Below are 18,171 nucleotides of genomic sequence, written 5' to 3'. Positions count from 1 at the left end.
CCATGAGCGCCTATATCGCCCGCCGCCTCTTGCTGATGATCCCGACCCTGCTCGGGATACTCTTCGTCTCCTTCGTCGTCGTGCAGTTCGCGCCGGGCGGTCCGGTCGAGCGCGTGATCGCGCAGCTCTCGGGCGCCGACACCGGCGGTACCTCGCGCATATCGGGCGGCGGCGATTTTGCGCAGCGCGCTCCCGGGCAGGTCGGTGCCGGCGGCGATGCCGTCAACTCGAAATATCGCGGCGCGCAGGGCCTCGACCCCGATTTCATCAAGAAGCTGGAGGTGCAGTTCGGCTTCGACAAGCCGGCGCCGGAACGCTTCCTGCTGATGGTGTGGAACTTCGCCCGCTTCGATTTCGGCAAGAGCTATTTTCGCGACGTCAGCGTTCTGCAGCTCATCAAGGAAAAGCTGCCGGTCTCGATCTCGCTGGGCCTCTGGCTGACACTTTTGACCTATCTGATCTCGATCCCCCTCGGCATTCGTAAGGCCGTGAATGACGGGGCGCGGTTCGACACCTGGACCTCGACGGTGCTCGTGCTGGGCTATGCCATCCCCGGCTTCCTGTTCGCGATCCTGCTGATCATCCTGTTTGCCGGCGGCTCCTTCTTCAACTGGTTCCCGCTGCGCGGACTGACCTCGGACGGCTGGTCGCAGTTTCCCTGGTACTGGAAGATCGTCGATTATTTCTGGCACCTGACGCTGCCGCTGATCGCCATGGGGCTAGGTGCCTTCACCACGATGACGTTCCTGACCAAGAACTCGTTCCTGGACGAGATTCGCAAGCAGTACGTCATGACCGCGCGTGCCAAGGGCTGCAGCGAGAACCGGGTGCTCTACGGCCACGTCTTCCGCAACGCCATGCTGATCGTGATCGCAGGTTTTCCCGGGACATTCATCCACGCCTTCTTTTCCGGCTCGCTTCTGATCGAGACCATCTTCTCGCTGGACGGGCTCGGGCTGCTCAGCTTCGAGAGCGTGCTCAACCGCGATTATCCCGTGGTGTTCGGCACGCTTTACATCTTCTCGCTGGTCGGACTCGTGATCAACCTGATCTCCGACCTGACCTATATGTGGATCGACCCCCGGATCGATTTCGAGGCACGGGAGGTCTGATGACGATCACCGCGCCGACGCCGATCGAGACAACAGCGAAGTCGCCGCTCGGCGATGCCGTTCCGATCACGCGCAAGCCCTTCGTGCCTTCACCGCTCAACAAGCGGCGGTGGCAGAACTTCAAGGCCAACCGCCGCGGCTACTGGTCGTTCTGGATATTCATCGGCCTGTTCGTGATTTCGCTGTTCGCCGAGCTGATTGCAAACGATCGGCCCTTCCTGATCAAGTTCGATGGTCGTCTCTATTGGCCGGCCTTCGTCACCTATTCGGAGACGACCTTCGGCGGCGATTTCGAGACGGCGGCCGACTACCGCGACCCCTACTTGCAGAAGCTGATCAAGGACAAGGGTGGCAGCATCGTCTGGCCGCTGATCCGTTACTCCTACGATACCCACAATCTCGACCTGCCGACGCCGGCGCCGTCGCCGCCGACCTGGATGCTGACGGAGAAGCAGTGCAAGCCGGTGGTGGAGAAGAAGGGACTGAAGAGCTGCCGCGATCTCGAATACAACTGGCTCGGCACCGACGATCAGGGGCGCGACGTGGTGGCGCGACTGATCTACGGCTTCCGCATCTCGGTGCTGTTCGGTCTCTGCCTCACCATCGTGTCGTCGGTCATCGGCATCGCGGCGGGTGCAGTGCAGGGCTACTTCGGCGGTTGGGTCGATCTGATCTTCCAGCGTTTCATCGAGATCTGGACCGCGATTCCATCGCTGTATCTTCTCCTGATCTTGTCCTCGGTGCTGGTGCCGGGCTTCTTCGTGCTGCTCGGCATCTTGTTGCTATTCTCCTGGGTCTCGCTGGTTGGCCTCGTGCGGGCCGAATTCCTGCGCGGGCGCAATTTCGAATACGTCCAGGCGGCACGTGCGCTCGGCGTCTCCAATCCTCTGATCATGTTCCGCCACCTGCTGCCTAACGCGATGGTCGCGACCATGACCTTCCTGCCCTTCATCGTCTCCTCGTCAGTGATGACGCTGACGGCGCTCGATTTCCTCGGCTTCGGCCTGCCGCCGGGATCGCCCTCGCTCGGCGAATTGCTCTCGCAGGCCAAGGCCAATGTGCAGGCGCCGTGGCTTGGTTTCTCCGGCTTCTTCTCGGTCGCGATCATGCTGTCGCTATTGATCTTCATCGGCGAAGCCGTGCGCGATGCCTTCGACCCGCGCAAGACGTTCAGGTAAGGCCATGGATGCGATCAACCAGCCCCTGCTCGCCGTTCGCGACCTCTCGGTGGCCTTTCACCAGGGCGGCGCCACCACGCTTGCGGTCGACAAGGTCTCGTTCCAGATCAAGCGCGGCGAATGCGTCGCGCTGGTCGGCGAATCCGGCTCCGGCAAGTCGGTCAGCGCGCTCTCGATCCTGAAGCTGCTGCCCTATCCGAACGCCTCCCATCCCTCGGGCAGCATCCGCTTCAAGGGACAGGAGTTGATCGACCGATCCGAGCAGCAGATGCGGGAGATCAGGGGCAGCGACATCTCAATCATCTTCCAGGAGCCGATGACCTCGCTCAATCCGCTGCACACGATCGAGGCGCAGATCGGCGAGATCATCCAGCTGCACAATCCAACCAGCAATGCGCAGGCGCGCAAGCGGACACTGGAGCTCTTGACCCAGGTCGGCATCCCCGATCCAGAGACGCGGCTGAACAGCTATCCGCACCAGCTCTCCGGCGGCCAGCGTCAGCGCGTGATGATCGCGATGGCGCTCGCCAACGAGCCCGACCTCCTGATCGCGGACGAGCCGACCACGGCGCTCGACGTCACCGTGCAGGCCCAGATCCTGGCGCTGCTCGCCGAGATCCGCTCGCGGCTCGGCATGAGCCTGCTCTTCATCACCCACGATCTCGGCATCGTGCGCCGGATCGCCGAGACCGTTTGCGTCATGAAGGGCGGCGTGATCGTCGAGCAGGGGCCGGTCGAGCAGGTCTTCAAGACCCCGAAACATCCCTATACGCGCGACCTGCTCGCGGCGGAGCCCAAGCCGGATCCGGCGCCGCCGCAACCGAATGCGCCGGTGGTGATGTCAGCCAATGATCTCAAGGTCTGGTTCCCGATCAAGCGCGGCCTGATGCGCAAGACGGTTGGCCACATCAAGGCGGTCGACGGCGTCAGCGTCGCCGTACGCAAGGGCGAGACGCTGGGCGTCGTCGGCGAATCCGGCTCGGGCAAGACGACGCTGGGGCTGGCGCTGCTGCGGCTGATCTCCTCGAACGGGCGCATCGTGTTCTTAGGCAACGACATCCAGGGGCTGCGCTTCAAGGAGATGCGTCCCTTCCGGCGCGACATGCAGATCGTGTTTCAGGATCCGTTCGGCTCGCTCTCACCGCGCATGTCGGTCGCCGACATCATCGCCGAGGGCCTGTCCGTGCATCAGCCGACGCTCTCGCGCGAGGAACGCGAGGCGCGCGTCGTCAAGGCACTCGAGGATGTCGGACTCAATCCGGAGACGCGCTTCCGCTATCCGCACGAATTCTCCGGCGGCCAGCGTCAGCGCATCTCGATCGCGCGCGCGATCGTGCTGGAGCCTGATTTCGTCGTACTGGACGAGCCGACCAGCGCGCTCGACATGCTGTTCCAGGCGCAAATGGTCGATCTGTTGCGCGATCTCCAGCGCAAGCGCGAGCTGACCTACATGTTCATCTCGCACGATTTGCGTGTCGTCGCCTCGCTCGCCAGCCACCTCATCGTGATGCGCGGCGGCAAGGTTGTCGAGGAAGGTCAGGCGGCGGAATTGTTCAAGAACCCGAAGACCGACTACACCCGCGCGCTGTTCGCGGCGGCGTTCCGGTTGGAGACGGCGGGGAACGGAGCGGTGGCGACGTAATTCTTCAGTAGGATGGGTAGAGCGCAGCGAAACCCATCACGCTAACGACGCCGCCGTGCAGCGATGGGTTTCGCTGCGCTCTACCCATCCTACAAAGTCACTTCGACAGCCGCTTGATCGCGACGACCTCGCTGCCAGCCGCCTTGATCCGCGCGATCGCCGGCCCGATCGGCTCGATCACGGTTGCCATGTGATGCGCATTGGCGTGAACCATGGTGGTGGCATCGCGCACAATGGCGACATGACCTTTCCAGAAGATCAGATCGCCGCGCTGCAAGCTGCTCCATTCATGCGGCTCCAGCGCGCGGCCAAGGCCGGCGAGCTGCATGTCGCTGTCGCGCGGGCAGCCGGTGCCAGCGGCTTCCAGGGACACCTGGACGAGGCCGGAGCAATCGATACCGAGGCTGCTCTTGCCGCCCCAGAGATAAGGCGTTCCGACGAAGCGTTCGGCAATTGCAACGAAATCGGGCTCATAGTCGTGCAGGTCTACGAGGTGCTGCTTCGGCAGGTATAGAGCATCGTGCGTGATGGCGAAGGAGCCGTACTCGCGTGTGATCTCGACCCAAGAGCCCATGACCAACGAAGCTGAGGGCGGTAGCTTGATTGATGGGCCGGGAAAGGCGAGAGTTCTGATTGCTGTCACCTTGTAATTTGGTGCGGTATATTCTCTCGCAAGGAAGGCATCAGGTAGCCAGCCGACGTAACCATCGGTGTTGAGTTCGCCCCACGCCCAGCCTTCCCCGTTGCGGTCGTAGATTGTGACGCGCTCACCTCTCAGAGCTTGCGTCATCAGTTCGGCATCTGCAGCCGGCGCACGCCGCAGCGGAATGATCGTTTCAGTGACTTCGCAGATCTCGCCCTCGACGAAGCGGTCGGCCTGCACCTTGCCGATCAGATAGCTTGCTGCGATATCGCCGCGTGACGGTGTGACCCGTGGGTCAAAACTTGAAATGTGGATTTTGCTAGGCATAGCGTTCGCTCAGCAGTGCGTAGATGGCGCGTGCGGCCTGGCACTCGCCGCCCTCGGGCCGCGCCGGCTTCGCCGACGGCGTCCAGCCGAAGATGTCGACATGGAGCCAGCTCCTGGCGTGCTCGACGAAGCGTTGCAGGAACAGGGCGCAGGTGATCGAGCCGGCGAAACTGCCCGAGGGTGCATTGGTGATGGTGGCGGTCTTGGAGTCCAGCCAGGAATCGTAAGGCGGCCACAGCGGCATGCGCCACAACGGATCGTTCTCCCTCATCGCGCAGCGCGCGACGTCGGCAGCCAGCGTCTCATCATTGGTATAGAAGGGCGGCAGATCCGGCCCCAGAGCGACGCGGGCTGCGCCGGTCAACGTGCCAAGGTCGATCAGCAGATCGGGCGTCTCCTCGTCGGCCAGCGCCAGCGCGTCGGCGAGCACGAGGCGGCCTTCGGCGTCGGTGTTGCCGATCTCGACGGTGATCCCTTTGCGCGAGGTGAAAATATCGAGCGGGCGGAAGGCATTGCCGGCGACGGCGTTCTCTACCGCCGGAATCAGCACGCGCAGCCGCACCTTCAGCTTCGCATCCATCACCATGCGCGCCAGCGCCAGCACGTTGGCTGCGCCGCCCATGTCCTTCTTCATGATCAGCATGCCGCTCGACGGCTTCAGGTCGAGCCCGCCGGTGTCGAAACAGACGCCCTTGCCGACCAGCGTCACCTTGGGATGACCAGGATCGCCCCAGACGATGTCGATCAGCCGCGGCGCGCGGGTGGAGGCCATGCCGACGGCGTGGATCAGCGGAAAGTTCTTCGCCAGCTCTTCGCCGATGGTGCAGGCGTAGCTCGCGCCGAACTCGGCGGCGAGCGCTTGCGCGGCTGCGGCGAGCTCCGAGGGACCCATGTCGTTGGACGGCGTGTTGATGAGGTCGCGCGCGAGCATTGCCGCATCGGCAATCCGCTCGATCTCGGCCGGGTCGACGCCGTCAGGCGGCACCAGCCGGACCTCGGGCCGGTCAGCTTTGCGGTAGCGGGCGAAGCGGTAGCATCCAAGTGCGAAGGCGAGCGCGGCCAGCCGCGCATCGTGCGGTGCATTGGCAAAGCGATAGGTACCGGGCGGCAAAAGCCCGGGCAGGGCGCCGGGCCGAAACAGGTCGCGCGATCTTGCACCCTCCTCTTCGAGCCCGAACAGCACCTGCGCAATGGTGCCGTCGGTTGCGGGCAGCGCCAGATGGCTGCCCGGCTTGGCGGCGAAAGCGCTGGCACGCGCGAACTGGCGTTGCTCCGGCGGCAGCGTTTCGGTGACCTGATCCCAGCTCGATTTGGTGACGAAGGTGATCGGGGTGGCGGTGGATGACGTCTCGAAGACAGAAGGCATTGGCGGGTCCGGATCGTCAGTTCAGGCGGAGCATGCGAACGGACGAGACTTCGCAGAGTTTGGCCGCCGCTGCAATCGGCTTTGCCGTCACCGTTCAGCGAGCCGCTACGCGCCGCAAGGTGCGCATGCGATTCGATACGCTGGACGACCCGAACGCAGACACCCGGCACGCGGTCGGTGCCCAGGTTGGGTCGATGCGGCTGAATCTGTTCGTCGAAGCATTTTCTCGTTGTTTGGGCGGCGCAGCATATGCGGATGAGCGGCGCAAAATGGATAGATCGTTCATTGTTGCGCAGATTTCCGACCTGCATCTGGACGGGTCGGGCCGGCTGCTTCCCGCCATCGAGACGCTCAGGGCCGCAGTTTGCGAGAAGATGGCGGGTGCCACGAATGTTCCCGATCGCATCCTGCTGATCACGGGCGATCTGGTGGACGACCCGACGCCGCGCGCGCTCGACGAGGCGCTCGCCGTCATCGCATCCTTCCGCCAGACCGGGCTGTTCACCGATATCCAGGCCGTGGCCGGCAACCGCGACGTCAAGCGGCCGAGCCAACGTGCGGGCCGCCACGACGCCTACGATTACCTGCACCTGCCGCGGACCGCCAAGAGCGTCTATTACCGTCAGGCCGGCCTCGACCTGGTGCTGCTCGATTCCAATCGCGCCAGCCTGAAGGCGCTCGCGAGCGGCAAGATCGACGAGAGCGCTTACAAAGCGATGGTCGCAGATTCCGCCCGGCTGAGCGCCGAGCTCGCGGGGAGCATCGGTTCGACCGGGCGCGCCGACTACGCCGAGCCGGCGGAGAATCTGGTGCGTGTGCTGGCCCTGCACCATCACCCGCTGCCGCAGGCGACCGGCGAAGGAAAGCGCTTTCTAGGCATGCCGGATGAGCCGCTGATGTATCTCGCCGCACCCGCGACCTTCCTCGAGGCCGCCACCTCGCTCAACGTCGATCTGGTTCTGCACGGTCATCGCCATGTCGAGGGGCTGACCCGCTATTCGATCCCCGATCCGCGTGCGACGTCGAGCGAGAGCGGCGAGACGTTCTGGCGCACGATCTACGTGCTCTCCTGTCCGTCCTCGACCGGGCAAGGCGGCGACGATGCCGGCTTCAACCTCGTCCATTTCGGCCCCGCGTTCGATGCCGGCCGCACGGAGCACCGCTTCGCGATCACCCGCTATACGAGGCTGCGCAACGATGCGGTGTTCAGGCCGCTCGATTCCAACCTGCCGGGCGGCCTCATCAGGCTGCCGGCGGGGCGGGACTTTTCCCGCGATCCGGCCGTCCAGTCGGCGATCGAGGCCGCCTCGTGCCGCGCGCTGAAACGCGACCAGGTCGCGGCGATCGTCCGCCGGCTGTTCACGCGTGGCAGCTTTTACGATGAGGCGGGGCCGAACTGGGCGAACGCGCTCTACACCTACATGGTCTCGGCCCATGCCTGGGCGGAGCTCGAGCGTAAGTCCGCGAGATGCCGGCCGGGATTCGACAGCGACGCGCTCGCCGCGGTGAAAACCCTGCTCGGCCGATTGATCGAGCAATCCGCTGACGTGCTCGGCATCGATCGCGCTCAGCTTGATGAGCTCTACGGGAGAGGCCTGATCAATTGTAGCGACTTCCTGCGTCAGGTGCCGCGATCGCCTTGCGACGGTGTCGACGTTCAGCGGCGGGGTCGGCAGCGACTGCAAATGCTGCGGGACCTGGACCAGCAGGTGAAGGCGCTCGGCCTCGATCTCGGTCTCGGCGGAAAAGCGCCGCCGCAACCGCCGCCGGCGTGAGAGGAAGACGTCGGATAGCGCCGTTAACCGGCCGTTAGGGTTAACATTCTATTGCTGACATCGTTCGGCTCGATCGAGCAGCCGCGAGAGTCAAAGCGTCATGCGTCAACGGATCAGGCTTACCCGGCTACTTGCTTCCACGTCGCTGGTCGCGACGGTGGCGATGGGCCTCGGCGGCTGCACGGCCATGTCGAAACTCTCGGAGGTGACGGGCTCGGTCGGCCCCGGGGCGGACGCGGCCTCCGCCGATCGCGCGCCCACCGATCCGGCGCGTGCGGTCGAAGCCTATGGCGAGCGCTACCGCGCCAATCCTCGCGATGCCAACGCCGCGCTCGCCTATGGACAGGCCTTGCGCGCCAACGGCCAGCGCGCCCAGGCCGCCGCCGTGCTCGAGCAGGCGACCATCGCCAACCCCGGCAACAAGGCGCTGCTTGCCCAGTACGGCCGCGCACTCGCCGACAACGGCAATTTCCAGCAGGCCTTCGACGTGCTGTCGAAGGCGCATTCGCCCGACAATCCGGACTGGCGCCTGCTCTCGGTGCAGGGCACCGCGCTTGACCAAATGGGTCGTCATGAGGAGGCGCGATCCTACTACGCGAGCGCGCTGAAGATCGCACCGGGTGATCCCGGCGTGCTCTCCAACCTCGGCCTGTCCTACATGCTCTCGAAAGAGCTGCCGAAGGCGGAAGAGGCGCTGCGGCAGGCCCATGCCTCACCGCGTGCCAGCGCCCGAGTCCGGCAGAACCTCGGCCTGGTGGTCGGTCTCCAGGGCCGCTTCGCGGAGGCGGAGTCCATCGTCAGGGCGGACCTGCCGCCGGACCAGGCTGCGGCCAATGTCGCCTATCTCAAGGAGATGCTGAGCCGCAGCGACGCCCCGCGCGGCGCGCCGAAACGGACGCCGGTCGCTTCGCTGAGCGAGCCCGGCTGATCATCCGACGTCATGGCCTGGTGGCGGACCGTATGGTCCAGCCCGGCTCATTGCATCTCGGTGACCTTGATGGCGGTGGGTCCGAGAATGACCACGAACAGCACCGGCAGGAAGAACAGGATCATCGGCACCGTGAGCTTCGGCGGCAGAGCGGCCGCCTTCTTCTCAGCCTCGTTCATGCGCATGTCGCGATTCTCCTGCGCCATGACGCGCAAGGAATGGCCGAGCGGAGTGCCGTAACGTTCCGCCTGTTGCAGCGCCAGACACACCGACTTGACGCCTTCGAGTCCGGTGCGCCGCGCCAGGTTCTCATAGGCGACCTTGCGATCCTGCAAATAGGACAGCTCGGCCGTGGTCAGGGTGAACTCTTCCGACAGCGCGATCGACTGGCCCACGATTTCGATCGCAACTTTCCGGAATGCCATCTCGACCGACATGCCGGATTCGATGCAGATCAGGAGCAAATCGAGCGCGTCGGGAAACGCGCGCTTGATGGAGAGCTGGCGCTTGGAGATCGCATTCCTGAGGAACAGCATGGGCGCCTGGAGGCCGAGATAGGCGGCGCCGAGGCAGATGCCGATCTTGATCGGCAGTGCCTGTTGCATGTTTCCGATCACGAACACGTAGAGGGCCGAGCCGATCAAGAACACGATCGGGGTGACCAAGCGGGCAAACAGGAAGGTGATATAGGGCGCCTGGCCGCGGTAACCTGCCATGATGAGCTTGTCCCGCGCAGCTTCCTGCGCGAGCCATTTGGTCAGGTTGAAGTCGTCGACCACCTTGGAGACGAGTTGCTTCGGTGTTTGGCGCAGCGAAACCTTCTCGCTCTTGTTGAGACGTTCTCGCTCGCGCTGCCGGATGCGCTCACGCTCGCTCGCCACCGCCTTCATGCGCTTGGAGAGGCCCTCGCCGGCGAACAACGGCATCACCAGCGTATAGACGGTGGCACTCGCGGCGATGGCCGCGAGCAGCATGGTCATGAAACGGACGTCGTGCAGTTTCGAGACGAGGAATTCGACCATGCGACACCGTCAGAAATCGAAGTTGATCATCTTCTTCATCACCAGGATGCCGATCGACATCCAAACGACGCAGCCGACCAGCATCAGCTGGCCGGTGGGGTGAGTCCAAAGCACCGAGATGTATTGGGGCGTCGTGAGATAGACCAGGAACATCACGATCGGCGGCAGCGATCCGATGATGCCGGCCGAGGCCTTGGCTTCCATCGACATCGCCTGGATTTTCTCCTTCATCTTCTTGCGGTCGCGCAGCACCTTGGACAGGTTACCGAGTGCTTCGGAGAGGTTGCCGCCCGATTTCTGCTGGATCGAAACCACGATGCCGAAGAAATTGGCTTCCGGCAGCGGCATGCGGTCGTAGAGCCGCGCGCAGGCCTCGCCGAGCGGCATGCCGATCGCCTGCGTCTCGATGATGGCCAGAAACTCGCTGCGCAGCGGCTCGGGCGCATCGGCGGCCACGACCTTGATCGATTCGAACAGCGGCAGGCCTGCCTTGATGCCGCGGACGATGACGTCGACGGCGTCGGGGAGTGCCTTCAGGAATTGGTTTTCCCGGCGCTTCTTCAGGAAGCCGAGTGCCCAGCGCGGCAGGCCGAAGCCGGCGGCAAAGGCGAGACCGGCGGCGCCGATCAGGCCGCCGCCCGCGAACAGGGCGCCCGCGAAAAATACGCCTGCCACGACGGCGGACACGATCCAGAATTTCTGCGGCGTCCAGTCGAGCCCGGCCTGCGACAGGCGGACGCTGAGCGGAGCGCTCTTCTCCTGGGCGCGCCGCGCCTCGAGATCCTTGAGCGTGGACTCGACCTGCTCGCGGCGCGAGCGCTGGGTCTTCTCGGCCTGCCGGGCCGTGGGCGCTTCGGCGCGCGCGACCGAGGCGCGGCGGCTTTCCGCCTTTCGCTCACCGGACAGCAATGGATAGAGAAAGACCCAGGCAATGCCACCGACCGCTGCGGTGGCGAGGAAGGCGAGGGCGAGGACCTGGATGTTCATGGTTCTGCTGTCCTGCTCACGTCTTCGGCGCGACTTCCGCCGCGTCGAGCGCCGCAGCGAGGCGCTTCTCTTCGCCGTAATAGCGGGCGCGTTCCCAGAACTTCGGACGGCCGATGCCGGTCGAGCGGTGCCGGCCGATGATCTTGCCGTTGGCGTCCTCCCCGACCATGTCGTAGAGGAAGATGTCCTGGGTGATGATGGTGTCGCCTTCCATGCCCATCACCTCGGTGATGTGGGTGATGCGGCGGGAACCGTCGCGCAGGCGCGCGGCCTGGATGATGACGTCGATCGAGGCGCAGATCATCTCGCGAATTGTTCGCGACGGAAGAGAAAAGCCGCCCATCGTGATCATGGATTCGCAACGCGACAGCGCCTCGCGCGGGTTGTTGGCGTGCAGCGTGCCCATCGAGCCGTCATGGCCGGTGTTCATGGCCTGCAGCAGATCGAAGGCTTCGGGTCCGCGGACCTCGCCGACGATGATGCGTTCGGGGCGCATGCGCAGGCAGTTGCGCACCAGTTCGCGCATCGTGACTTGGCCCTCGCCTTCGATGTTGGGCGGGCGGGTTTCCAGCCGCACCACGTGGGGCTGCTGCAGCTGGAGCTCTGCGGCGTCCTCGCAGGTGATGACGCGCTCGTCGTGCTCGATGTAGTTGGTAAGGCAGTTGAGCAGGGTGGTCTTGCCTGAGCCCGTACCGCCGGAAATCAGCACGTTGCAGCGGACGCGGCCGATGATCTGGAGGATATCGGCGCCTTCCGGCGTGATCGCGCCGAACTTGACGAGCTGATCCAGCGTCAGCTTGTCTTTCTTGAATTTGCGGATGGTGAGCGCAGGGCCGTCGATCGACAGCGGCGGCACGATGGCGTTGACGCGGGAGCCGTCGGCGAGGCGCGCGTCGCAGATCGGCGAGGATTCGTCGACGCGCCGGCCGACCTGGCTGACGATGCGCTGGCAGATATTGAGAAGCTGCTGGTTGTCGCGGAAGCGAATACCGGTCTTCTGGATCTTGCCATTGACTTCGATGAAGACCGTGTTGGCGCCATTGACCATGATGTCGGCGATGTCGTCGCGCGACAGCAATGGTTCGAGCGGGCCGTAGCCGAGGACGTCGTTGCAGATGTCGTCGAGCAGCTCTTCCTGCTCGGCGATCGACATCACGATGTTCTTGATCGCGATGATCTCGTTGACGATGTCGCGGATTTCCTCGCGCGCGGACTCCGAATCGAGCTTGGCGAGCTGGGCGAGGTCGATGGCCTCGATCAGCGCCCCGAAGATGGTCGCCTTGACCTCGTAATAATTGTCCGAACGCCGGCTCTCCATGGCCGGAGGCGGAGGAGCCTTGGCGGGCGCAAGCGGGGGCGAGGCGACGGCCGGCGGAGGCGGAGCGCGCGACACCGTCGGCGCCTGAGCCGGGGCAGGCTCGAGCGACACGGCGCCGGGCCTGGGCGCCCGAAGGTCGGTGTCTGTTCCGCTACGCTTACCGAACACTTAACAACTCCATGCGGCGGCTTATCTTCCCCGCAACTTCTCAATCAGAGGTGAAAGCAGGGATGACTTTTGCTTCTTGGTCTCGCTGCGGCCGGTCAGGCGCTGCGCGATCTGCAGGAACATCTCGATCGACCGGTGGTTGGCGGAGATCTCCGCAATCATCTGGCCGTTGTTGGCCGCCGAGCCGAAGATCTGCGGCTCGAACGGGATCGAGACGACCGGCTGGCTCTCGATCGCCTTGGCGAACTCCGCGGCGGCGATTTCGGGTCGTTTCGGCACGCCGACCTGGTTCAGGCAGTAGAGCGGCGGCCGGTCGTTGGGACGGGCGGCCTTCAGCAGATCGAACAGGTTCTTGGTGTTGCGCAGATTGGCGAGGTCCGGGGCGGCCACGATCAGGATGTCGTCCGCTCCGATCAAGGCGCGCTTGGTCCAGCCCGACCATTGATGCGGAACGTCGAGCACGATGCAGGGCATGGTGGAGCGCAGCGTGTCGAACACGGCGTCGAAAGCGTCCGTGCCGAAATCATAGACCCGGTCGAGCGTCGCAGGGGCCGCCAACAGGCTGAGATGGTCGGTGCACTTCGACAGCAGACGGTCGATGAAGGCGGTGTCGACGCGGTCGGGCGAGAACACCGCGTCGGCAATGCCCTGCGGCGGATCCTGGTTGTAGTCGAGGCCGGCGGTGCCGAAGGCGAGGTCGAGATCGGCAACGACCGCATCCATCGCGAGGTCGCGCGCGATCGCCCAGGCGACGTTGTGCGAGATGGTCGAAGCCCCGACCCCGCCCTTGGCGCCTACCACGGCGATGATGCGGCCGACGGCCTTGGCTTCGGGCGCCGAGAACAGGTTGCAGATCGAGCGCACGACGTCGATCGCGCCGACCGGCGCGAGCACGTAATCGCTGACGCCGCGGCGCACCAGCTCGCGATAGAGCGTGACGTCGTTGATGCGGCCGATCACCACCACGCGGGTGCCGGCATCGCAGACGGTGGCGAGCTGGTCGAGCCCGCCCAAGAGGTCGTTGCGACCGTCGCTCTCCAGCACGATCACGTTCGGCGTGGGAGCCGAGCGGTAGGCTTCGATCGCGGCCGCCATGCCGCCCATCTGGATCTTCAGGTGAGCCTTGCCGAGACGGCGATCCTCGCCGGCCGACTGCACCGCGGCGGCCGTCTCCACGGTTTCGCAGAAGGCCTGGACCGAGACGCGCGGCGAGGGCGCAATATGCTCCTCGATCGGCGGAGGAGCTGCTGCCGGCTGCTCTTCGTGTGTCTGGCGCGCGTAGCTGATCATTTGCCTGTGTCGCTGAGTTTGGCCTTGTCGGCGTCGGGATAGGCGACTCCCGTCGGCATTCCCTTGCGATACTTCTCGAAGGCGGCAGTGCGTCGTATCGTGTAGGACGGTGTCTCGGGCCGCGGCTGCTCGAGGTCCGATGGATTGTCGACCATGGCCGCCATATTGCGCTGATAGGCGCAGCCGTAATTGTAATAGTCCTTGTTCTCGAACCAGCTCTTGTTCTTCATCGAGGGACCGATGTCGTCAGGCCACAGGCCACAGGGACCCGCGACTGCGGCAATCTTGGAATAAGTGAGCCGGATCGGCGGCAGGAAGCGCTTGTCCTCGGGCTGGTAGGGACGAATATTGATGCCGCGCGGCGGAACGCCTGCCCCTGCCAGCATGGCCTGGATCTCGCGCATGGTGTCCGCGACCGGACGCGCATTGGGCGTGCCGGACGGCACGTCGATGCGAATGGCGCCGGTGCCTTCGTGCAGCCACGTCGATGCGACGCCCATCACGTCCGCGCGTTGGGCGGCGGTCAATCCGCCGCGGGCGTGACCGACGAAGACGACGATCGAGCGGTTCTGCTCTTCGATCGCGATCGGATGGCGCTGCTTGTAGTCGTTGGGAATGGAGGCGGTAACGACCTCGTTGTGCTGGCAGCCGCCGAGCGCGAGCGTCAGGCCGACGAGCGCGCCGCCGAGGCGGACGGCGCGCTTGCGAAGCTGGGGTGGTCTTGTGATCATCGTGAAGTCCCCGTTCCGCCTCACTCGGTGATAAAGCCGTAGGTACCGCGGTAGTTCTTGGCCGGTTCGGTCCGTCCAGGTACGCCGTAGAGCCGGTTGATGTTGCCGATCAGCTGGGCCTGCGGATCGGCAGGCGGAGCGAAGCCGTCATCCGGCCGCGACAGGTCCTTCGGCGCCACTGCGCGGACGACATAGGGCGTCACGATCACGACCAGCTCGGTCGCGTTGTTGACGAAGTCGCGGCTGCGGAACAGCGTGCCCAGGATCGGCAGCTGCATCAGCCCCGGCAATCCGTTGATCGCCTGCTTGGTCTGCTGCTGAATCAGGCCGGCCATCGCCATCGCGCCACCAGAAGGAATTTCCAGCGAGGTCTCGGCGCGGCGGGTCCTGATCGAGGGCACCGTCAGCGAGTTCACCGAGGTCGAACTCACCGCCTGGGACAGCGTGATTGAATTCTCGTTCGACAGCTCCGAGACTTCCGTCATCACCCGCAAGCTGATCTTGCCCTCGCTCAGCACGACGGGGGTGAAGTTGAGCGAGATGCCGAACTTCTTGAAGCTGATCTGGGTGGTGCAGACATGCGTGACGGGGTCGCACGCATAGCCTGCCGGAACCGGGAATTCACCGCCCGCGATGAACGTCGCCGATTCGCCGGAGATCGCGGTCAGGTTCGGTTCGGCCAGCGTGCGGATCACGCCGGCGGTTTCCATCGCGCGCAGCGTGGCCTGCACCGACGGGGTGGCGCCGAACTTCGTGGTCAGGTTGTTGCCGTCCACGAGGTTCTTGCCGAGCGCGGTGAACGGGTTCGAATTGGTGAAACTCACCACCGAGGTGCCGTAATTGAGGTTGGCGGAGAGGTCGATGCCGAGCTGCTTGACGATGGTGCGCTGGACCTCGGCCACGGTCACCTTGAGCATGATCTGGTCGCGGCCGCGCACCACGATCGAGTTCACAACCTTGTCGGCGCCGCCGGCCAGGCGCGCGGCGAGATCGTTGGCCTGCTGCGCCTCCAGCGGATTGGCAGCCGTGCCGGTCAGGACGACGCCGTCGCCGAGGCCGTCGATCTGGATGTCCGCATTGGGCAGGACCTGCTTCAGCGCGGCCCGCACGCCGTTGAGGTCGCGCTTCACCGCGATGTCATAGGCCGCAATCTGCTGCCCGGCGGAATCGAAGAACACGATGTTGGTCTGGCCGACCGCGGCGCCGATGATATAGGCGCGCTGTGCGGAGCGGACCACCGCATTGGCGATCTTGGGATCGGCGACCAGCACGTCCTTGATGTCGCGCGGCAGGTCGATCACGACCGACTTGCCGATGCCGAGCGAGAGGAAACGTGCGTTGATCTGGCCGTCGGCCGCGGTCTGCGGCACGGGGCGGTAATCGGCTGCGACCGCCGGGGCGATCGCCGGGTTGAGAGCCAGCGCAAGGGCGGCCGAAAACGACAGGGCGCGGACCAGTGAGGTCCGCATCGTCGCCGAATCCGCCCTGTATTTGATGTCGACTGTCTTCATCGTGCCTTAGCCGTCTGACTTGGAATGCCGTAGCGAATGATCGAGACACCCTCGCGCTTCTGCGCGGAGTCATCGAGCGTGATCTCACTCATCTTGACGTCGACGATGCTGCGCAGCGCCAGCGACAACGTGCCGCTCTGCCGCGCCGCCGAGAGCGTTGCGGTCTGCGCGGGATTGAGCTCGAGGGTGACGGTCTTGCCGATCACCGCGTTCTGCCCGTCCTTCTCCTTGGGCGCCTGGTCGATGGCCAGGACCCGGATGTTGGCGAGGATGATCTCGGAGGTGACGATGTCGGGAGCGCCGCTGCTCTGGTCCGGGTTCTTGAGCCGGCGCGTCAGCAGGACGTCGACGCGGTCGTTGGGCAGGATGAAGCCGCCTGCGCCGGTCTCCGGCGAGATCTCGGTCGAGATCGCCCGCATGCCGGTGGGCAGGATTGCCGCCATGAAGCCGGAGCCTTCGGCCTTGACCAGCTTCTGGTCGCGGATCGGCTCACCCTGAATGAAGGGCGCGCGCGCGATCGAGCCGGTCACCTGGGTCGCGCCGTCGGGGCGCTCGTTGCGTCGGATGAAGGTGGCGCTGGCGGTCGCGGTCGGCCAGGTCTGCCATTGCACATCTTCGGGCTTCACGGTCTCGCCGAGGCCGATGTCGTTCTTGGCCACGAGGACGTCGACGGTGGGCAGTTGCGCGACCGGAACCGGAGGCGGCGCAGAATTGTCGGAGCCGCTCGCCAGGTACGCGGCGACGCCGCCGGCGCAGATGGCGACCGTCAGGACGACAATGCGTGCCCTATTCATACGCTTCAACTTTCCAACAATACGCCGCGACGCTGCCGCCGCCGTGATCGGCAGTTGACCAGCTATTCGTCAAAGCATGGTTAATGAGGCGTATCTAAATCGCCTTAACGCCGGGTTTACCCGGGGGCGTTCAGCGCAGTGCGAGGTGAGCGAGGTCGATCGCCTTCACCCATTCGGTCTCCGGGTAGACCATCAGCGCGCTCAGCCCGAGCGCGATGCCGTAGGGAATCCCGCTCTCCTTGGCGTGCAGCCGTGCGAGCCAGGCCTGTCCTGCCAGCCCGTAAGGCAGCGGCCATTGCCGGAACTGGAGCAGGAGCAGCGTCAGCGCGCCGCCGAACAGCGAGGCGTAGAGCAGGAAGTTCATCAGATGTGGGAAGCCGAACCAGAGCGCGACGGAGGCTGCGACCTTGGCGTCGCCGCCGCCCACCCAGCCCATGGCGAAGCAGGCGAAGGCCACGACCAGAACGAGCGCGCCGGCGCCGACATGGCTCAGCATCGCGTCAGGTGCCATGCCACCGGCAAGGGCGAGCGCGAAGAAACCCGCCACCAGCGCCAGCGACACGCGGTTCGAGATCGTCATGGTGAAGAGATCGCTCGCGGCGGCGAACGCCATCAGGGCCGGGAAGAGCAGAAGGCGCGCAAGGTCGAGAATCATGGGCTGCGTCTTGGGCCTGGGTTTGTCGCGGGAGCTGCTTCGGGCGATGCTAGCGCGCGATGCTAAACAAACCGACAACGGCGGCATGCGCGCGGGGGCCTCCGCCGTCGAACCCGCCTTCACCAGAAGCTGGCAATGCGTGCGGCGAGCGCGATCGTCGCAACCAGCAGCGCAAGGCAGATCCAATAGGCCGGCGAGCCGGCCTGCGCCGCTTCCGCCTCGCGGGCCGCGACCGCGGCATCGGTTCTGAACTCGTGCAACGCCACTGGAACTCGCCGTCTTCAGAAAAACAAACGCCCCGGAGGTCCGGGGCTTTTGCCGTCGTTCGTGGGGACCCGCTTACTTCAGCGAGGTGCTGATCGAGCTGAACTTGGTGTTCAGCGTGGTGCCGAGATTGTTGACGACGGTGATGATGGCCAGCGCGATGCCGGCGGCGATCAGGCCGTATTCAATGGCGGTGGCGCCGGATTCATCCTTCGCGAAACGCGCAATCAAGTTCTTCATGAACAAAACTCCGTCTGGTGGGGACCGCCTCGTTCGGCGCTGTCGTTGACGCGACGACCATGAGAGCCGAGCTCTTTCGGGAGAGTTAATTCGATCGGGTAAACCCACGCCCGGCGCGATGCTTTTGCCCAGAGTGAATTTCGCCTTAAGACCGCGCCCGCAAATTCGCTTCGGTTCCGGATGCGTTGTCAACGCGACGCGTGCTTCACCCTCCCTTAAA

The 18,171-nt window shown here is 64.8% G+C and carries 17 protein-coding genes; 5 read left to right on the top strand and 12 right to left on the bottom strand.

All coding sequences use genetic code 11. The annotated features are described in order from the left end of the window. The first annotated feature begins 2 nt into the window (after positions 1-2). The 3 genes from AC24YW_RS07235 to AC24YW_RS07225 are packed head-to-tail and all read left to right on the top strand — an operon-like array spanning position 3 to position 3,932. Positions 3-1,112, top strand: coding sequence for a microcin C ABC transporter permease YejB (locus tag AC24YW_RS07235; RefSeq protein WP_487482080.1), 1,110 nt, complete (start codon positions 3-5; stop codon positions 1,110-1,112). Beyond that, the gene (locus tag AC24YW_RS07230; protein ID WP_487482079.1) at positions 1,112-2,290 is read left to right on the top strand and encodes an ABC transporter permease; all 1,179 of its coding nucleotides are present in this window, start codon (positions 1,112-1,114) and stop codon (positions 2,288-2,290) included. The genes AC24YW_RS07235 and AC24YW_RS07230 overlap by 1 nt, the downstream gene beginning before the upstream one ends. A 4-nt stretch (positions 2,291-2,294) precedes the next feature. Then, a complete protein-coding gene (locus AC24YW_RS07225; RefSeq protein ID WP_487482078.1) occupies positions 2,295-3,932 on the top strand; it encodes an ABC transporter ATP-binding protein in 1,638 nt (545 codons plus the stop codon). Positions 3,933-4,029: 97 nt separating this feature from the next. Here AC24YW_RS07225 and AC24YW_RS07220 read toward each other — a convergent pair whose 3' ends face one another. Together AC24YW_RS07220 and AC24YW_RS07215 are read right to left on the bottom strand one after the other, a co-directional pair. Continuing rightward, on the bottom strand, positions 4,030-4,902 hold the full coding sequence (locus tag AC24YW_RS07220; RefSeq protein ID WP_487482077.1) for a C40 family peptidase: 873 nt from the start codon (positions 4,900-4,902) through the stop codon (positions 4,030-4,032). Beyond that, complete coding sequence (locus AC24YW_RS07215) at positions 4,895-6,268, bottom strand: leucyl aminopeptidase family protein (RefSeq protein WP_487482076.1); 1,374 nt, start codon at positions 6,266-6,268, stop codon at positions 4,895-4,897. The genes AC24YW_RS07220 and AC24YW_RS07215 overlap by 8 nt, the downstream gene beginning before the upstream one ends. Positions 6,269-6,537: 269 nt before the next feature. Between AC24YW_RS07215 and AC24YW_RS07210 the strand changes: the two genes are divergently transcribed. Beyond that, positions 6,538-8,043, top strand: coding sequence for a metallophosphoesterase family protein (locus AC24YW_RS07210; RefSeq protein ID WP_487482075.1), 1,506 nt, complete (start codon positions 6,538-6,540; stop codon positions 8,041-8,043). Positions 8,044-8,143: 100 nt separating this feature from the next. Further along, positions 8,144-8,971 carry a tetratricopeptide repeat protein gene (locus AC24YW_RS07205; RefSeq protein WP_487482074.1) on the top strand — a complete coding sequence of 276 codons (828 nt, stop codon included), beginning with the start codon at positions 8,144-8,146 and terminating at the stop codon, positions 8,969-8,971. A gap of 47 nt (positions 8,972-9,018) precedes the next feature. Here AC24YW_RS07205 and AC24YW_RS07200 read toward each other — a convergent pair whose 3' ends face one another. From AC24YW_RS07200 to AC24YW_RS07155, 10 genes are all read right to left on the bottom strand, one after another. Next, positions 9,019-9,993, bottom strand: a complete 975-nt coding sequence (locus AC24YW_RS07200) for a type II secretion system F family protein (RefSeq protein WP_487482073.1) — start codon at positions 9,991-9,993, stop codon at positions 9,019-9,021. A 9-nt stretch (positions 9,994-10,002) separates the two neighbouring features. Then, positions 10,003-10,980: a type II secretion system F family protein gene (locus tag AC24YW_RS07195; protein ID WP_487482072.1), complete on the bottom strand. Its 978-nt coding sequence runs from the start codon at positions 10,978-10,980 to the stop codon at positions 10,003-10,005. A 16-nt stretch (positions 10,981-10,996) separates the two neighbouring features. Next, positions 10,997-12,466, bottom strand: coding sequence for a TadA family conjugal transfer-associated ATPase (locus AC24YW_RS07190; protein ID WP_487482071.1), 1,470 nt, complete (start codon positions 12,464-12,466; stop codon positions 10,997-10,999). 21 nt (positions 12,467-12,487) lie between these two features. Next, positions 12,488-13,756 (bottom strand): CpaE/TadZ family protein, encoded by a 1,269-nt coding sequence (locus AC24YW_RS07185; protein WP_487482070.1) that lies wholly within the window; start codon positions 13,754-13,756, stop codon positions 12,488-12,490. Further along, positions 13,753-14,487, bottom strand: coding sequence for a CpaD family pilus assembly protein (locus AC24YW_RS07180; protein WP_487482069.1), 735 nt, complete (start codon positions 14,485-14,487; stop codon positions 13,753-13,755). The genes AC24YW_RS07185 and AC24YW_RS07180 overlap by 4 nt, the downstream gene beginning before the upstream one ends. A gap of 20 nt (positions 14,488-14,507) precedes the next feature. Continuing rightward, positions 14,508-15,998: a type II and III secretion system protein family protein gene (locus AC24YW_RS07175; RefSeq protein ID WP_487482068.1), complete on the bottom strand. Its 1,491-nt coding sequence runs from the start codon at positions 15,996-15,998 to the stop codon at positions 14,508-14,510. Continuing rightward, positions 15,995-16,792 (bottom strand): Flp pilus assembly protein CpaB, encoded by a 798-nt coding sequence (cpaB, locus tag AC24YW_RS07170; RefSeq protein WP_487482067.1) that lies wholly within the window; start codon positions 16,790-16,792, stop codon positions 15,995-15,997. Before cpaB ends, AC24YW_RS07175 begins: the two co-directional genes overlap by 4 nt. Positions 16,793-16,922: 130 nt before the next feature. Then, positions 16,923-17,447: an A24 family peptidase gene (locus AC24YW_RS07165; protein ID WP_487482066.1), complete on the bottom strand. Its 525-nt coding sequence runs from the start codon at positions 17,445-17,447 to the stop codon at positions 16,923-16,925. Between the two features lie 119 nt (positions 17,448-17,566). Next, positions 17,567-17,707, bottom strand: coding sequence for a hypothetical protein (locus tag AC24YW_RS07160; RefSeq protein WP_487482607.1), 141 nt, complete (start codon positions 17,705-17,707; stop codon positions 17,567-17,569). Between the two features lie 79 nt (positions 17,708-17,786). Beyond that, positions 17,787-17,951: a Flp family type IVb pilin gene (locus AC24YW_RS07155; protein ID WP_487482065.1), complete on the bottom strand. Its 165-nt coding sequence runs from the start codon at positions 17,949-17,951 to the stop codon at positions 17,787-17,789. Between the last annotated feature and the right edge of the window lie 220 nt (positions 17,952-18,171).

The organism is Bradyrhizobium sp. USDA3516, from assembly GCF_057651995.1.
The sequence above is the reverse complement of the archived record's forward strand: the minus strand, read 5'-3'. Positions and strand labels throughout refer to the sequence as shown.

Excerpts from the sequence above, each read along its gene's own strand:
- AC24YW_RS07235 (WP_487482080.1), top strand. The coding sequence starts at position 3 with ATGAGCGCCTATATCGCCCGCCGCCTCTTGCTGATGATCCCGACCCTG.
- AC24YW_RS07230 (WP_487482079.1), top strand. The coding sequence starts at position 1,112 with ATGACGATCACCGCGCCGACGCCGATCGAGACAACAGCGAAGTCGCCG.
- AC24YW_RS07225 (WP_487482078.1), top strand. The coding sequence starts at position 2,295 with ATGGATGCGATCAACCAGCCCCTGCTCGCCGTTCGCGACCTCTCGGTG.
- AC24YW_RS07220 (WP_487482077.1), bottom strand. The coding sequence starts at position 4,902 with ATGCCTAGCAAAATCCACATTTCAAGTTTTGACCCACGGGTCACACCG.
- AC24YW_RS07215 (WP_487482076.1), bottom strand. The coding sequence starts at position 6,268 with ATGCCTTCTGTCTTCGAGACGTCATCCACCGCCACCCCGATCACCTTC.
- AC24YW_RS07210 (WP_487482075.1), top strand. The coding sequence starts at position 6,538 with ATGGATAGATCGTTCATTGTTGCGCAGATTTCCGACCTGCATCTGGAC.
- AC24YW_RS07205 (WP_487482074.1), top strand. The coding sequence starts at position 8,144 with ATGCGTCAACGGATCAGGCTTACCCGGCTACTTGCTTCCACGTCGCTG.
- AC24YW_RS07200 (WP_487482073.1), bottom strand. The coding sequence starts at position 9,993 with ATGGTCGAATTCCTCGTCTCGAAACTGCACGACGTCCGTTTCATGACC.
- AC24YW_RS07195 (WP_487482072.1), bottom strand. The coding sequence starts at position 10,980 with ATGAACATCCAGGTCCTCGCCCTCGCCTTCCTCGCCACCGCAGCGGTC.
- AC24YW_RS07185 (WP_487482070.1), bottom strand. The coding sequence starts at position 13,756 with ATGATCAGCTACGCGCGCCAGACACACGAAGAGCAGCCGGCAGCAGCT.
- AC24YW_RS07180 (WP_487482069.1), bottom strand. The coding sequence starts at position 14,487 with ATGATCACAAGACCACCCCAGCTTCGCAAGCGCGCCGTCCGCCTCGGC.
- AC24YW_RS07175 (WP_487482068.1), bottom strand. The coding sequence starts at position 15,998 with ATGAAGACAGTCGACATCAAATACAGGGCGGATTCGGCGACGATGCGG.
- cpaB (WP_487482067.1), bottom strand. The coding sequence starts at position 16,792 with ATGAATAGGGCACGCATTGTCGTCCTGACGGTCGCCATCTGCGCCGGC.
- AC24YW_RS07165 (WP_487482066.1), bottom strand. The coding sequence starts at position 17,447 with ATGATTCTCGACCTTGCGCGCCTTCTGCTCTTCCCGGCCCTGATGGCG.
- AC24YW_RS07155 (WP_487482065.1), bottom strand. The coding sequence starts at position 17,951 with ATGAAGAACTTGATTGCGCGTTTCGCGAAGGATGAATCCGGCGCCACC.